Annotated in this window: 12 protein-coding genes and 2 tRNA genes; 7 read left to right on the top strand and 7 right to left on the bottom strand. The window is 38.8% G+C overall.

What is annotated here, in order from left to right:
* The first annotated feature begins 52 nt into the window (after window positions 1–52).
* Genes B4Z47_RS19700 through B4Z47_RS19690 form a run of 3 tightly spaced genes read left to right on the top strand, consistent with a single transcriptional unit; the run spans window position 53 to window position 2,740 of the window.
* Window positions 53–814 carry a hypothetical protein gene (locus B4Z47_RS19700; RefSeq protein ID WP_115046102.1) on the top strand — a complete coding sequence of 254 codons (762 nt, stop codon included), beginning with the start codon at window positions 53–55 and terminating at the stop codon, window positions 812–814.
* Window positions 815–836: 22 nt separating this feature from the next.
* Complete coding sequence (locus B4Z47_RS19695; RefSeq protein WP_112375152.1) at window positions 837–1,874, top strand: DUF3078 domain-containing protein; 1,038 nt, start codon at window positions 837–839, stop codon at window positions 1,872–1,874.
* Window positions 1,874–2,740, top strand: a complete 867-nt coding sequence (locus tag B4Z47_RS19690; protein WP_112375151.1) for an N-acetylmuramoyl-L-alanine amidase — start codon at window positions 1,874–1,876, stop codon at window positions 2,738–2,740. The genes B4Z47_RS19695 and B4Z47_RS19690 overlap by 1 nt, the downstream gene beginning before the upstream one ends.
* A 22-nt stretch (window positions 2,741–2,762) precedes the next feature.
* On the opposite strand, the gene B4Z47_RS19685 is transcribed toward B4Z47_RS19690, so the two are convergent.
* The 6 genes from B4Z47_RS19685 to B4Z47_RS19660 form a co-directional block, all read right to left on the bottom strand.
* Window positions 2,763–4,478 (bottom strand): sodium:solute symporter, encoded by a 1,716-nt coding sequence (locus B4Z47_RS19685; protein ID WP_115046104.1) that lies wholly within the window; start codon window positions 4,476–4,478, stop codon window positions 2,763–2,765.
* A gap of 94 nt (window positions 4,479–4,572) precedes the next feature.
* Complete coding sequence (locus B4Z47_RS19680) at window positions 4,573–4,782, bottom strand: hypothetical protein (protein ID WP_070562731.1); 210 nt, start codon at window positions 4,780–4,782, stop codon at window positions 4,573–4,575.
* 7 nt (window positions 4,783–4,789) lie between these two features.
* A complete protein-coding gene (locus tag B4Z47_RS19675) occupies window positions 4,790–7,243 on the bottom strand; it encodes a PIG-L family deacetylase (RefSeq protein ID WP_070562735.1) in 2,454 nt (817 codons plus the stop codon).
* 659 nt (window positions 7,244–7,902) lie between these two features.
* Entirely contained in the window at window positions 7,903–8,133 is a 231-nt protein-coding gene (locus B4Z47_RS19670) for a DUF6952 family protein (protein ID WP_236560329.1), read from the bottom strand.
* A gap of 4 nt (window positions 8,134–8,137) precedes the next feature.
* On the bottom strand, window positions 8,138–8,452 hold the full coding sequence (locus B4Z47_RS19665; protein ID WP_046673204.1) for a thioredoxin family protein: 315 nt from the start codon (window positions 8,450–8,452) through the stop codon (window positions 8,138–8,140).
* A gap of 84 nt (window positions 8,453–8,536) precedes the next feature.
* Entirely contained in the window at window positions 8,537–9,220 is a 684-nt protein-coding gene (locus B4Z47_RS19660; RefSeq protein WP_236560328.1) for a peroxiredoxin, read from the bottom strand.
* Between the two features lie 237 nt (window positions 9,221–9,457).
* On the opposite strand from B4Z47_RS19660, the gene B4Z47_RS19655 reads away from it, so the two are divergent.
* The 3 genes from B4Z47_RS19655 (at window position 9,458) to B4Z47_RS19645 (ending at window position 10,692) form a co-directional block, all read left to right on the top strand.
* Window positions 9,458–9,541 (top strand) — tRNA-Tyr (locus tag B4Z47_RS19655).
* 232 nt (window positions 9,542–9,773) lie between these two features.
* Window positions 9,774–9,845, top strand: a tRNA-Arg gene (locus tag B4Z47_RS19650).
* 172 nt (window positions 9,846–10,017) lie between these two features.
* Window positions 10,018–10,692 (top strand): phosphatase PAP2 family protein, encoded by a 675-nt coding sequence (locus B4Z47_RS19645; RefSeq protein ID WP_070562741.1) that lies wholly within the window; start codon window positions 10,018–10,020, stop codon window positions 10,690–10,692.
* 30 nt (window positions 10,693–10,722) lie between these two features.
* Here B4Z47_RS19645 and B4Z47_RS19640 read toward each other — a convergent pair whose 3' ends face one another.
* On the bottom strand, window positions 10,723–11,910 hold the full coding sequence (locus B4Z47_RS19640; RefSeq protein WP_070562743.1) for an MFS transporter: 1,188 nt from the start codon (window positions 11,908–11,910) through the stop codon (window positions 10,723–10,725).
* Between the two features lie 538 nt (window positions 11,911–12,448).
* Between B4Z47_RS19640 and B4Z47_RS19635 the strand changes: the two genes are divergently transcribed.
* Complete coding sequence (locus B4Z47_RS19635; protein ID WP_070562746.1) at window positions 12,449–15,652, top strand: S41 family peptidase; 3,204 nt, start codon at window positions 12,449–12,451, stop codon at window positions 15,650–15,652.
* Window positions 15,653–15,764 lie beyond the last annotated feature (112 nt).

Here is a 15,764-nt window from a genome sequence, read left to right as displayed (position 1 = left end):
AAAAGATGTTAAATATTTCGCTTTTGTACAGCGATATAGTAGTTTTACGAAAGTGTTACTACAGCGATATATTTTTCTACTTATTGCCCTTGTTGGCTTTACTTCTTCACTTTTTTGCCAAGATAAAAAAGTCGAGGGTATTGTTTTTGATAAAAATACCAAACAACGTATTGGAAATGTGAAGCTGGCGAACTTGCGTACCGGGGAGGTCAATTATAATACTATTAAAGGAGAATTTGTCTTTAATGCACAGCTAGGAGATCATATTGTTGCGCTATGTAAAGGCTATTTTTCAGATACTCTTCAGGTGGATAAGCGTGGATTGTTGCTATTTCATTTGGTACGTGAATCGTTTTATATTGATGAAGTTCAGGTTTTTGCACGCAAGACGCCAGAAGAAATTCTGAAAAAAGCAAAGGAGGATTACGAGAAAGCGTATCGTCTTGCGGGTTATGGTGACGTATTTTCTGTTGGTCAAAATGGTGCTGGATTAAGCATCAATTCAATCTATAGTTTATTTAGCAAGGAGGCCAAAAGAGCACGTCGACTAACTAAAACCATTGAAAATGACTATAAGGAAAATGTGATCGATTATAAATTTTCGAAAGAGCTTATCAGCAAGATTACTGGACTAAATAGCGATGAAGCAGAACGATTTAGAAGGATATTTAGACCCTCCTATTTCTTTGTTCTCTCAGCGAGTGATTATGAACTGGCGAATTATATCAAGGATTGTTATTCACAGTATCAATTGAACCCTTCGCAATATTTTATTGAGCCTTTTCCAACAATTAATTATAAATTAGTACCGTAAACAAAAAATAGACGTTTTCAGAATGAAGTTATTCAATTTTGTCGGCATGGCTCTGCTTTGCCTTTCTATTACCAGCTTAAAAGCACAGGATCTGAAAGATCTTCGCGCTAAGCCAGATACCGTAATTTCTGTACAGAAAGAGCAACCATTAAATATTAAAACGATTCGTCCTATAGTTCCAAAACTAAACTTAGAGGTAGACTATTGGAAACATTGGACAAAATTTGGGATCAATTTAAATCAGGCGTCATTTAATGATAATTGGAAAGGTGGCGGTGTTGGTTCTATTGCTGTAGGATTGAATGCGAATCATAAATCGGATTATACGAAGGACAATTTCAATTTTGTGACCGAAGTTGATTTACGTTATGGAAAGATAAAGAATACCAATAATATTGCGAAGAAGAATAATGACCGTATATTTTGGGATAATAAGCTTTCTTATAAATTGTCTGCCAATTGGGCATTGTTTACGTCGGTGACATTTGAGTCGCAATTTGATGCGGGTTATAAGTATAAAACGGTTAACGGCAGAGATACAATAGACTATATTGAGAATGCGTTTATGGCACCAGCTTATCTGACAGAATCTTTCGGTCTTGAGTATAAGCCTAGTAACGAATTTTCCCTACGTTTCGGTACAGGTACTGCACGCCAGACTTTTATCTTGGATGAGCGTGTTAAGCCTCGTTCTGGAGAAGGTTTCTTTGAGAAATATGGCTATTATAGAGATCCTAACAATCCAAGTGCGGGTACTGGTGAACGATTTGGTGTAAAGGAAGACCGCACTTTTGCCAATGCACTGGCATTCCAGCTAACGGGTAACCTAGACAAAAACTTCACAGATAAACTGAATGTAAAGGCTCGTTATAACCTTTTTGCTGATTACGAGAAACTTTCCAATCCTACACACCGTCTGGATGTAACTGTAACGGCAAAAGTCACGAGAGTCATCAATGTGAACTTAAATGGTATTATGATCTATGATCCAGATGTTATTTCAAGAGTACAGTTGAGCCAGTCGCTGGCAATGGGTATAGTCTATAGTTTACCAAAATAATGTTTAGGTCTGTGTCAATAGGGATATTGCTTTGTTCATTGCTGTCTTTGGCAAGCTGCAAGTCGAAGATACAGCCGGTGGTTGCAAAACCGCTAGTTGCGTCATTTGCTTCTGCATTGGTTGTGGAAGAGAAAGTCGAAGCTAAGCCAGATACCAATTTATTGACACCTGAGGAAAGAAAGGTTGTTTTTTTACAGAAATCTGGAAACCATCCTTATTGGCGCCAAGAGGAAGCCATACATTATGATGTTCGTAAACCTAACTATGTCATTATTCATCATACAGCACAAGATAGTATTGGGCAGACGATCAAAACCTTTCAGATTCCAAGAACTAAAGTGAGTTCACATTATGTCATTGGCCGGAATGGGGAGATTATACAAATGTTGAACGATTATGTTCGGTCTTGGCATGCGGGGGTGGCAAAATGGGGTTCTATTGTCGACATGAACTCCTGTTCTATAGGTATAGAATTGGATAATAATGGTAGGGAGCCTTTTCCTGAGGCACAAATTAATTCATTGATGACTGTGCTTGATACCTTGAAATCGCGTTATTTAATTCCAGCAAATAATTTTATTGGCCATGCTGATATCGCTCCATCACGCAAGAATGATCCAAGCGTTTTTTTCCCGTGGAAAAAGCTTGCAGAACGGGGTTTTGGAATATGGTATGATGAAGGACAGCTTGTGGCCCCTCCTGATAGCTTTAATGCGATAGATGCGCTTAAAATTATTGGTTATGATACATCCAATCTAAAAGCCGCTATCGTTGCCTTTAAACGAAAGTTTGTCGTTCGAGATACAACCCCCGAATTGACCATATACGATAAGAGTGTATTGTACAATATCTATAAAAAATACTGAGCCTGAGCAATCAGGCTTTTTTTTATTCAAGATCCCTTTTGTCCTCTATAGGACGAGGTGCTTTCACCCCCAGTTGTACGATATAGGCGATTAACATGACAGCTAGGCAGCCAATAAGATTTAGCCAAAGAAAAGGAATCTTATTTATCGTCCATACCGCTATCACGATAATTTCGGAAAGAATGGCTGCAAGAAAAACAGCTTTGCCTTGAATTTTCTTCATGTAGAAGGCGACGATAAAGATCCCTAGGATAGTACCATAGAATAGTGAGCCCAGGATATTGACCGCTTCGAGGAGATTACCCAATCTGTTCGCATACAAAGCAACAATAACAGTAAATGTACCCCAGATCAACGTAAATAAACGCGACCACAAAAGTTCTTGTTTTTCAGATGAGGTAGGATTAATAAATCTTTTGTAGATATCAATGGTCGTTGTTGAAGCCAATGAGTTGATAGCACTTGCTGTAGACCCCATGGATGCGAGAAAAATGACCGCTATGAGTAGCCCAATTAGGCCCTTTGGGAAGACGCTCGTCACAAAAGAAAGAAAGACATAATTATTGTCATTCGTTTCCGCTGTTGGGTTGTTTTTTTTGATTAAGTCCAAAGTCCCTTCTTTTACCGCTTGCATTTTTGCATTAAGTTGACCGAGTGAGGATCGATGATCAGCAATTCTTTTTTCATCGTCGTGATCCAATGCTGTATTAAGCTGCTGAACAACAGATTCACGTGTTTTAAACAGCTCGCTATGCTTTTGTTCGAGAATCTGGTAATCAGGAGCATATTTGCTTTCTTTAAGCTTCTTGATCTCGACTTGATTGAAAAAAATGGGTGGCTGATGGAATTGATAATAGGTAAATACCAGAACTCCAATCAACAGGATCGCAAATTGCATGGGGATTTTCAGTAGACCATTCATAATCAACCCTATGCGACTTTCCTTGATCGAAGCCCCTGTCAAATAACGGCCTACTTGACTTTGGTCGGTCCCGAAGTAGGAAAGCTGTAGGAAAAAACCTCCGATTAGTCCTGTCCAAAGCGTATAGTTATTATTGAGGTCAAAAGTAAAATCCAACGCGTTGGTTTTTCCTGATTTTCCTGCAATATGAAGTGCTTTTGATAATCCAATTGACTCTGGCAGGAGATGGATAACTAATATGCCTGCTACGAGTAATGATCCAAAGATAATGCTCATTTGAAGCAACTGCGTATGAGATACGGCTTTGGTTCCTCCATAGGTCGTATAGATAACAACAAAAATCCCTATGGCCAATGTGGTCCAGGTAAGATCAATATGAAGAATGGTCGATATAATTAAAGCGGGTGCAAAGATGGTAATACCTGTTGATATCCCCCGCTGTATCAAAAAAAGAATAGCAGTGAGTCCTCTGGTTTTGACGTCAAAACGTTTTTCTAGAAATTCGTAGGCTGTAAATACTTTTAGCTTATGAAAAATAGGGACAAATGTAATGCAGAGCACAATCATGGCCAACGGAAGACCAAAGTAGAATTGGACAAAACTCATTCCAGAAGAATAGGCTAGTCCGGGGGCAGATAAGAAAGTAATGGCGCTCGCTTGCGTCGCCATTACTGATAATCCGACATGATACCAGGGTAAAGAACGATTACCTAGAAGATATCCATCAATATTTTTTATACCCCTACTCTTATAAATGCCATATATGACAATAAATAAGAGTGTCAGAAATAAAACAATCCAATCTGCTGTACTCATGAATAGTGGTTCGTGAAAATGTACAGAAAAAGGATGAATAAAAATAGCCAGATAACGACTAACCAGTAGAAACGCTTCCAGCTATTCATATTTTTTATCTATCTGAAGGCTTCTGTGGATAGATAACACTATTAAAAATAGCAGCGATAATCAATCCGACAATAGCACCACCGAAGATGCTTAGAAATGTCTCGTTTGCAGTGAATCCAATTAATGCACCAAATACTACAGCAACTAAAAGAATGATTCCTTTTGCTTTGCCAGCATCAATTGTTGTGCAGCTGTTGTCAATCTGATTTTCCATTATTATATTATTTTGATTTTGATAACAAATTTACGAATAATCTATAAGCTCCGGGAATTCCTGCAGGCAATTGTCTGAAAAAAGATAAAGATGTATAAACAAATTTACCTTTTCCATATTGAGCAATGAGTAGTGAGCCGTTGTGCAAGGGTTCACCGGGATCTTGCATGCTGATCGGAGTGCGGTACTTTTTATCAATATCTTCTGCAAAATATAACCCCCGCTCCTGTACCCAGTGTTCGAAGTCAGCTTCGCTGATCTTGTTCGGGTAATTGAAAATCGGATCATTTTTATCGAAGTGTACTGTCGCAAGTTCATCTGTTACCCGGCTTCTTCCGACGCTAAAAGGAAAAGGACCAAAGTTTTTTGAGATCAGTCCATTGTTTACATTGTATTGCGCTAAAACTGTTCCGCCCATGTTGACATACGCGAGTAGTTTGTTTTGGAGCGGAACAATTTGTTTGTTAACGTTGAATATTCGGACACCAAGAATTACCGCGTCATAGCTAGAAAGATCTGTTTTTAAAGCTTGTTCGTTACTTAACACATCGACTTTTATACCAATGGCCGTCAATGATTCAGGAATTAGATCCCCTGCCCCATGGATGTATGCCACGCTCTTTACGTCGTTGACCAGGTTGATATTGCTCATTTTTATAGCGACATCTGGAAAATAAACAATATTAGGTATATGATTGTAGTCGATGGATTTTATCTCCTTTAAACGTTCTTTGTCTGCCAAGAGGAACCCAAGGGTATCAATGGAAGATTTAGAAGCATCTGATGGTTTTATGCTGATCTCTCTGGAAATTGTACGCTCGCCTTTGTCAAAAGATAGGTCAAAAGATGCCGGTGAAACTTCCCAGCCTTTAGGTACATGCGGTCTGACGTTAAATGTGGTTGTGTTTGCTTGTCCGTTTTTCTGAAAAGTCAGATTCACTTTGACAGTGTGGGCATTTTGTGTAAGTGCCAAAGGGCTGGAACTTTTTGCCGTCAACTGTGGGACGATCACAATGGGGTCATAGATTTCGCCACGAACAGGATCGGTATATTTATATTTTATGGGTTGATTGAGTGTGATATTTTCACCATTGATCCGGAGTTGAAAGGATACCTCTGGAGCATAGGGGTTTTCTGGATAGCCTGTCAGGTTAAAATCACTGACATTAAATTTGCCTTTTCCATGTGGATCAATCAACCAGTATGGTTGTGTCGTCCTGTCGGCATGTATAAGAACCGAGTCTCTTTGTAGCTTGTTTATTTTTAGTGTTTCATGAATGCTATTTCCATTTATTTGGGTCAGCTCAACGGTTACATTTGGACGCCGAACAATAATGGAATGTTCTACTTTGATCTGATCTTCCAAGGCATAGGATGGATTTTTAGCGATACTTTCGAACCAAATTCCACCACAGGCAAGAATTAGTTTTTCAACCTCTTTTTTCTTTTCAGTTTTCCAGTATTCATCATCAATTTGATCCAGTGCTTTGTACAGTTGGATCAATTCAGCAATGATCAATTCGGGTTTATCAATTTGATATGTTTGATTGATGTGGTCAATTAAGGACTCAACTTTACTGCCGTTTTGAATTCTTTTCCATGAGGTGTCAACTCCATCCAAGAGTGTATTTTTTGCAGGTGCACCGTCTACATACTCAAAGTATTCGATTGAAGAGCCACGTTGGCTTGCCGAACCAAAGCCTTGGCTTTTGTGTGATGAACGGCTGTGTGCGGCAATTTCTCCATAAGAGGCTCCTAGAAGAGAATTGTAATCCCCGATATCTATTTTTAACTGATCTTCACGTGTATTGTTTTGACCTCCGAAGTTAGCTGTATTCCAAAGCAAGCGTTTAGCTTTCCAGGGGCGTACAAATTGAAGTTGCTCTGGGAATATATTCGGATCAGCAGCAGCTTTAAAGGCTTCATGTGCTAGAATGGCCGAGGCTTGATGATGACCATGGCCACCCCTTGAATCGGGAGGAAAACGCGTGATGATGACATCGGGCCTAAATTTGCGGATAATCCATACGGCTTCGCGGAGAACACGCTGTTTATCCCAGAATTCGAAAGTTTCCTCTGGAGTCTTCGAGAATCCAAAATCGTATGCTGATGAAAAAAATTGCTCACCTTTATCGATTTTTCGAGCTGCCAGTAATTCCTGCGTTCGAATCAATCCAAGTTCAATACCTTGTTCTGTTCCGATAAGGTTTTGTCCCCCATCACCTCGAGTTAGGGATAAATAGCCTGTTTTATATTTTTTTTCCTGCGCTAGCCAAGCTATTAGCCGGGTATTTTCATCATCGGGATGTGCTGCAAAATAGAGTACCGACCCCAGCACGTTCAGTTTTTCTAGATGAAGTTTAATTTCAGCAGCGTTCCACTGTGGATTCTGTGCTTTAACGATTGAAGTTGACAAGATGCCAGCCAAAATAATGATAACAGAGAGAAAAGGTCTTCGCATGTTTAAAGATAAAAATTTTGATGAACAACGGATTGTTGGAGATTGTAATTTTATTGCGTGTCTTTTTAATTGACAGTCTTTAATTAGCCCACTTGTGACGTTGGTATATTGCTTTGACTTATGGATATTAGGCGAATTAAACTTAGGGCCATAAAAGGAAGCTAGTTTGAGTGACGAGGTAGAGGGATAGATCACTAAATGGTAAAATATAGGCATAAATAAAAAACGGAAATCCCAATCAAGCTGGAATTTCCGTTTAACAATTAAAATATTTTTTCCTGAAACGAATTTTTAGAGAATAGTTATTTTGTCGCTTCGCTCCAAGTGGCAACCTTTAACATAAGTAAATATATGTAGAAAATATTTAGTTCTGTCAGATTACCTTAATTAGTTTTCCACATTGCTAAATTTTGTCAACATTTTAGCTTTTGGAAAACATATAATATAGCGGCGTCATGCGTTTAAGATGCTGCAATACAGCGATATTTAAGGTAAGATAGGTTTTCCGCTACCTTCAAAAAAATCTGTATTGGTCTAAAGCCAATTGTATATTTGTTTGACAAATTTCAATCGATTTTAGTCTCTATGTTTCAAATGCTCAAAAACGACAGGAGCAACCTTTAAAGAAAGTTTCACGCGAATGTTTTTGGGACCAAACACTATTTATCAATGGCACCTAGAACACGCTTCATAAACATATTTAACGCGTCTTTTTTGGAGTTACCTTCTTTAATTAATTTATCTACCTCTACAGCTCCGTATAGGTTTGAAATCAATTCACCAAGAACGTCAAGTTCTTCATCTTTCAAAGGAGCTTCGGTTAAAGCTTCCAGTGTCTCGATTGTTTCCAAGACATAATCTACATCATTCTGCTCGATGAACTCTGTCAAATGCTTAATTACTGGTAGTTTCATTGAATAATTCTACTAATGCGTCTAACTTATTTGTTTGTACCTGATTGACTAATTTACCGTTTTTAAAAGCAGCGAAAGTGGGTAGGTTATTGACATTTGCTAGTTTGCGGGATTCAGGGAATTTTTCTGCATCAGCAATAACAAAAGGTACGCTATCATTTTCGCCAGCCAATTTTTTGAATTTCGGTTTCATGATTTTACAGTTACCACACCAAGTTGCGGAGTACTGAACCATTACAATATCGTTATTGTTTACAATTTCTTGTAAATTATCGTTTTCTAATTCTTGTAACATGATTTTATTTTTAAGGTGATTGTTGGAGAAATCAACAGGAGCCGGGAAAAGCTCCTGTCGAAAAGACACTGTGGTCTTGTATTGTTAGTGTTTAGCTAAATAATCAGCTACACCTTTTCTATCTGCGTTCATTGCATCTTTACCTTCTTCCCAGTTTGCAGGACACACTTCGCCAAATTTCTGTACGTGAGCGTAAGCATCGATCAAACGTAAGTATTCTTTAACGTTACGACCCAAAGGCATGTCGTTTACTGATTCATGGAATACACGGCCAGTTTCGTCGATCAAATATGTTGCTCTATAAGTAACCGCAGAACCTTGTGCCAATGTTCCGTATTCAGGGTGTTCAACTTCTTGAACATCTAAGATTCCTAATATACTTGATAAGTTGCGGTTGGTGTCTGCCAATAGAGGATATTCAACACCTTCAATTCCACCGTTATCTTTTGCTGTGTTTAACCAAGCAAAGTGTACTTCATTTGTATCGCAAGAAGCGCCGATTAAGACTGTATTGCGTTTTTCAAACTCAGCAGCTGCTTCTTGAAAAGCGTGTAATTCAGTAGGACATACGAAAGTGAAATCTTTTGGATACCAAAATAAAAGCACTTTTTTACCTTCTTTAACTGCTTTTTCAAAAATGTTGATCTGTAAATTGTCGCCTAAATAATCAATTGCATCTACTGTAATGCTTGGAAAACTTTTACCTGTGAAACTCATAATATATCTTTCTTTTTTTTGTTGACACAAAGATACAGCAACTCGATCCAAAAAGCGAATTGATTTTACCAATACACTATCGTCAAAATCTATTATGACTAGATTATAACAATAAGTTTTTATTATAATAATGATAGGTTGATCTGATGATTAACAGACCATTTATATGTTGCATGAAAATAAATGAATTCATACTGCGCTAGTTACAGATTTATACCCAAAAATTATTGCAGTTTTGCAAATCAAAAGCTACTTTTGCGACGTTCAATTCTAGAACAGCACAATGCTGGAGGGGTTCCAGAGCGGTCAAATGGGACGGACTGTAAATCCGTTGCTTCGGCTTCGAAGGTTCGAATCCTTCTCCCTCCACCATTTTTTCTTTTCTAAATCCAGTCTATTTTACAGGTTCTAAATTTGCGGTTGATCGTGACTATTCCATCGTACGTGAAACGATTTTGATATATATTTTGGCTATGGTCAATGTTAATCGCTTTGGTATAATGAGTCTATATAGTGGCTACCTCTCTTTTTTAAAAAAATATAACAGGATTTTAGACTAGCTATTGACTTATATATAAAATAAGCCTAAGTTTGGCTTCTGAAAGGCCCCGTAGTTCAACGGATAGAATAGATGTTTCCTAAACATTTGATAGCAGTTCGATTCTGCTCGGGGCTACTGAGAAAAGCGATGGATTTCCATCGCTTTTTTTGTTTATTCAATAAAACTTTTCCTTTTCTTATCAAAATAAATAGGTAATAGAATTGTAAATTTTTATTGGAATGATTATTTTCGGATAATTATTTACAGCAATTTTACTTTTGGCCTGTAATCCGATAATATAAATTGAATGGGAAAATTTTTATTATACCAATTTAGAAAGGTATATGCAGCTAACCCTGCTTTTTTTGCTTGCTTTAGCATTTGGATAGTCTTAATGACAGCTGTTGTTATATTTATTCCGAAGGAAGATGCATTCCATTTTGTGAATACTCGTCATTCATTTTGGGCTGATATTCTTTTTACAATACAGACTTATTTTGGAGACGGTCTTTTTGTTATAGGTGTTTTTATTGCCTACTGCTGTACGCAGCAATGGAATTTTGCCCGAGCTATCCTGGGGACATATATTTTCTCGGGGCTGATCTGCTGTATACTGAAAAACCTTTTCGATGCCGATAGACCGGCAACCGTATTTCATGGAAATCCTACATTCCATGTTGTTTCTTGGTTGCGTGTAGCGCACTTTAACTCCTTCCCTTCCGGACATACAACTTCGGCCTTTGCGCTGGCGGCTACGTTAGGTATTCTCTCAAAAAATAAAGCTTTTGGTATAACTGTATTTATTCTCGCTGCATTAACAGCCTACTCTCGGGTGTATTTGGGACAGCATTTCGTAGAAGATGTTTGGTTTGGATCAATTTTAGGAAGCGGTACGGCTTGTTTTTATTTACTTGCCATGCCTTATGTCTTGAAAAATAAACGCATGTCATTTAGCACGAGATTTCTTCAGGTCAAACTTTAAATTCAGTAAGAAGATACTTCCATCGTTCGATTAGGTTTGGCTTGTGTCTTTGAATAAAGATAATCGTCCAACCATTATAAACATCAACAGTCCGAAACAGGCAAAAATACCATAGGAATAGCGTAGGCTAAAGACTTCAGCAATATACCCAATTAAAGGTGGTCCCATTAAAAAGCCCAAGTAGCTAATGCTTGAAACCATGGCCAAAGCCACTCCAGAGGGCACATTTTTGTTCTGTCCGGCAATACTGTAGATGGAGGGGACATTGCAAGCTACACCGATACCGACCAACATAAAAGCTAGGGTACAGATGATAAATTCGGGAAAAATAACCGATGTCATCATCCCGATGAACATCAGTAGGCCACTGTACTGCAGGGTCCTTTTTCGGCCCAATTTCCGAATGACAGCATCACCAACAAAGCGCCCAGTAGCCATCATGATCATAAATGAAGCGTAGCCAACGACAACAAATTTCTCTGGCGCCTGAACTATCTCCTTGAAATACACCCCACTCCAGTCGAACATTGCCCCCTCAGTTGCCATGCTGAAAAAGCCGATGATGCCGAGCTGAAGTAAGCCACCTTCTGGTTTAGAGAAAAAACTGCGCTTTTCCTTTTGAGGAGATTTGCCAGGAACCAAATACTTTTGGTTGATTAGTGTATTCGCTGTGACAATGACTAATATGATTAAAAAATGGTAAAAGGTGTTCAGTCCAAAATTCATCGTTAACAAGCCTACTAGTGCTCCTGTGAAACCAGCGATACTCCAGGCTCCATGAAAGGAAGTCATTATTGATTTTTTGAAAACCTGCTCCGTTGCGACACCCTGTGTATTAACAGATATATTACACATATTTCCGGTTACACCAAATAGAAATAGTATGCCTCCTAACTGCCAGGCATTCTGCGCAAAGGGGATGGAGCACAAGACCAAGGTGTAAGCGATGGGTACGATACGCAAAACGCTAGCACTTCCATATTTTGTAACCAATTTTCCTGAAAGAGCCATCGTTGCAAGTTGTCCGACTGGAAGCATTAATAAAATTGTCCCCAATTGACCCTCACTTAAGTTGAGATGAGCTTTGATAACGGGGATGCGGCTTGCCCAAGATGCAAACGCGATACCTTGGCAAAAAAAGAAAAGCGATACCGCAATTCTTATGCGATTTCGTTTCTTATAAAGATCTTCTTCTGAGTGAGTTAACGTTGCGTCCATAGTTTCTGATTTGAGGGTGCAAAGTTAAGGATAAGTATCCCATTAAAAAATATAATGATTCAAAAAATATTTGCATGTTTAGGTTACAATAGGGATACGAAATATGCCTATATTTAAATAGCATATCGGCGTGATGATAATTATATGCGCTAGTTTCGATAATTATCATCTGCCTCAATCTTCCGGTAAGAAAATAATACGATGTGCTTTTTGAATTCGGCTAAACATATTTATTCAATATCATATATTGTACGTAATCATTCCTTGTATAGGAACCGAAAATAGACACATTTGTTTCAGTTTATTTGTATGCATACTTTAATTTAAGAAGATATTCGATGTGGTAGTCAAAATAGAAGAGGTTTGGGCTTCCATATCATTAGAAAATAATAGCAGTGAAATAACGGGAGAAAGTCAACAATTAAATGTTGATGTAGTGAAGGAATAAAAATATAAAATTCTTCGCTATTTCATGGTGGTTTGTTCAATACCTATTCTACCTTTGTATTGGCAAACAACTATTAGCCTCCTAGATAACATGATAAAGAAACTAATTTTAAGTACAGTTCTAGCCTATGCTGGAACAACCTGTGTTATTGCCCAACAACCCACGTTTTTATCCCATCCGACTTTAAGTCCCGATGGAAAGGAAATGGTTTTCAGCTACGAAGGTGACCTTTGGAAAGTTGGAAGTCAAGGTGGTGTTGCGGTACGGTTAACAGGAATGGAAGGAAATGAGATCAATCCAAGAATTTCCCCAGATGGAAAATGGTTGGCTTTTTCCGCCAATCAAAACGGTAATATGGATGTCTATGTAATGCCCTTGGCGGGTGGAGATATAAGGCAGCTGACATCGCATGATGCTTCGGACGAAGTGGACAGCTGGAGCTGGGATAGCAAATCGCTTTATTTCACATCATCGCGTTACAATAGAATGAGCGCTTATCAAGTTGCTTTGGATGGAGGTACGGCGACAAGGTTATTTCCACATGTCTTTAATTATATCAGTAACGTGGTGCCAACTCCTTCGGGAGAATTGTTATTCAATGACAGCTGGGAAGGCTATAGCTCGGCGAACCGCAAGCGATATAAAGGTGCTTTCAATCCAGATATCAAGTCTTATAATCCCAAAACAAAGGCATTTCAACAGTATACAGATTATATCGGTAAGGATTTTTGGCCCACTGTGGACCAAAAAGGAAACATATTCTATGTGTCCGATGAAAGCAATGGTGAGTACAACCTTTATCAACTAACGGGAAAGTCGAAAACTCAATTGACTTCTTTCCAAGAATCAATCAAACGTCCGTTTGTCGCGGCAGACGGTACTAAAGTGGCATTTGAAAAGGGCTATCAGCTTTATATTTATGATGTCAATGGAAAGAAAACCGTACAGCCCAACATCGCACTTAACCGCAATCAAGTGCTAGGAAAGCTGAAAGAGTTTAACATTTCAGGTAACATCAGTAATTTCGACGTTTCTCCGGACGGAAAGAAAATGGCATTTGTATCACGTGGCGAATTGTTCGTTTCGGATATTGAAGGAAAGTTTGTTCGTCAGATGCCCGGTCAGGGAGAACGTGTCATGGAGGTTAAATGGCTTAAAGACAGTAAAACATTACTCTATAGCCAAACGTATCAAGGCTACCAGAACTGGTTTTCACGCACGGCAGACGGTAAAGGTGAGGTAAAGCAATTGACACTAGATCTGCGTAACAACCGTGATATTACATGCAATGCAGATAGGACAAAAGCTGTGTACCTCAGTGGTCGTGATGAAGTACGTATATTGGATTTGACAAGTTTGAAGAGCCAAACAGTAGTTAAAGATGAAATCTGGGCATTTCAAAATTCTTCGCCCTCATTCTCCCCTGATGGAAACTATCTTTTATTCACAGCTATGCGCAATTTTGAACAGGATATCTTTGTGTATAATCTGAAAAATGAGCAAACGACTAATTTGACAAATACAGGAGTCACAGAAGCAGCACCATATTGGTCTCCTGATGGTAAATATATTTATTTTGCGAGTAATAGGACTAAGCCTTCTTATCCTACCGGTATGCAAAACTCCAGCATTTTCCGAATGGCATTGACCAACTTTGACCAACCTTACCGTAGTGCAAAGTTTGATGAATTATTTGTAACACCCGAAAAGAAAGATACAACAGTAAATAAAACTGGTACAGCTAAGAAGGAAGCTGGCGCTAAGGATAAAAAGAAAAATGATGTCGATAAGGGCAAGCCAACCGCGATACCAATAGCCGAACCCAAGAAAGCTGGTTTGGTTCAATTGGATTTAGAAGGACTGCGTGATCGAATTGAGCAAGTGAGTCCTGCATTTGGAACACAATCTAATCCTTTGGTGATACAAAAAGGGGATAAATCCTATCTTTTCTATTCATCCAATCATGAAGGGAAATATAGTACTTATCGTACCGTATATGAGTTGTTTGCACCGACCAAAACCGAAAAAGTCGCTGACGGCGGCATGGAGAATTTTGTAGAGTCGGCGGGAAAATACTTCGTATTGACCCGAGGAACGATTCAGAAATACAATCTTGACTTGAATAAGCTTGATGCGGTTACAATGAGTTTTAAATTCAATCGAGATCTCGAGAAAGAGTTCAATCAAATGTTTTATGAAACATGGGCCAATCTGGAGGAAAATTACTACGATAGCAACTTCCATGGAGTGGATTGGGTTGCGATAAAAAAGAAATATGAAAAGTATCTTCCAGGTATCAACGATAGGACAGATTTGCGCATCCTCTTAAATGATATGTTGGGCGAGCTCAATTCGTCGCATCTGGGTTTCAGTTCAATGGGACAGGAAGAACGTAAGCCGTTTGGTTTTGTAACGAATGAAATCGGTGTGACCTATGATTCCAGCAATCCTTACGAGATCAGCTATATTGTTCCGAATGGCCCCGCGGCAAAGAAAGAAGCTGATATTCATGCGGGTGATATCCTCATCGCGATTAACGGAACAAAATTGAATACGCAGGCAGACCGCGATAGTTATTTTACTTGGCCTTCACTGGAAGAAGAAATTCAATTGACCTTGAATCGTAATGGCAAGGAAATTCAGACAAACATTCGTCCGGTATCAAGCGCCGTGTTTAGAGATCTCCTCTACGACCAATGGATTAGAGATAACCGAAGTCGAGTTGATCAGTTGAGTAGCAATAAGATAGCCTATTCACATATGAAAAATATGTCGGATACTGAGTTACAGCGGTTCTTGATCGACATGGCCGAACAGGAGAATAACAAACAAGGGATTATTTTAGATTTGCGTTATAATACAGGCGGAAATGTACACGATGAGGTTTTAAGATTCCTGTCACAACGCCCTTACTTACAGTGGCAATACCGAGGTGGTAAACGTGCGCCACAAAGTAATTTTGCACCATCTGCCAAGCCTATTGTTTTATTGATTAATGAGCAATCGCTGAGTGATGCTGAAATGACTGCAGCGGGCTTTAAAGCACTTAAGTTGGGCAAAATCATCGGTAATGAGACCTATCGCTGGATTATTTTTACTTCTGCTAAAGGCTTAGTCGACGGATCAAACTATCGACTTCCGTCTTGGGGATGTTATACGCTTGATGGTCAGGATCTCGAACAAACTGGAGTTGCCCCAGATATTCTTGTAAAAAATACCGTACAAGATCGGATGGAAAATAAAGATCCGCAGTTGGAAAGAGCTATAAAAGAAATTCTTGACAGTATAAAATAAAGAAGTTAGCGCTAACATTACTTACTTTAAATAAACTGTCAAAAGTTGCAGTGCCCCCAAAAAGTTAGACACTTTCTGGGGGCATTTTTATGAACCTGATCTTCCGATTTCT

Source organism: Sphingobacterium sp. UBA2610 (genome assembly GCF_002339225.1).
Taxonomy (GTDB): domain Bacteria; phylum Bacteroidota; class Bacteroidia; order Sphingobacteriales; family Sphingobacteriaceae; genus Sphingobacterium; species Sphingobacterium multivorum.
The sequence above is the reverse complement of the archived record's forward strand: the minus strand, read 5'-3'. Positions and strand labels throughout refer to the sequence as shown.

Coding starts and splice junctions, on each gene's coding strand:
- B4Z47_RS19695 (WP_112375152.1), top strand. CDS start 837: ATGAAGTTATTCAATTTTGTCGGCATGGCTCTGCTTTGCCTTTCTATT.
- B4Z47_RS19690 (WP_112375151.1), top strand. CDS start 1,874: ATGTTTAGGTCTGTGTCAATAGGGATATTGCTTTGTTCATTGCTGTCT.
- B4Z47_RS19685 (WP_115046104.1), bottom strand. CDS start 4,478: ATGAGTACAGCAGATTGGATTGTTTTATTTCTGACACTCTTATTTATT.
- B4Z47_RS19680 (WP_070562731.1), bottom strand. CDS start 4,782: ATGGAAAATCAGATTGACAACAGCTGCACAACAATTGATGCTGGCAAA.
- B4Z47_RS19675 (WP_070562735.1), bottom strand. CDS start 7,243: ATGCGAAGACCTTTTCTCTCTGTTATCATTATTTTGGCTGGCATCTTG.
- B4Z47_RS19665 (WP_046673204.1), bottom strand. CDS start 8,452: ATGTTACAAGAATTAGAAAACGATAATTTACAAGAAATTGTAAACAAT.
- B4Z47_RS19645 (WP_070562741.1), top strand. CDS start 10,018: ATGGGAAAATTTTTATTATACCAATTTAGAAAGGTATATGCAGCTAAC.
- B4Z47_RS19640 (WP_070562743.1), bottom strand. CDS start 11,910: ATGGACGCAACGTTAACTCACTCAGAAGAAGATCTTTATAAGAAACGA.
- B4Z47_RS19635 (WP_070562746.1), top strand. CDS start 12,449: ATGATAAAGAAACTAATTTTAAGTACAGTTCTAGCCTATGCTGGAACA.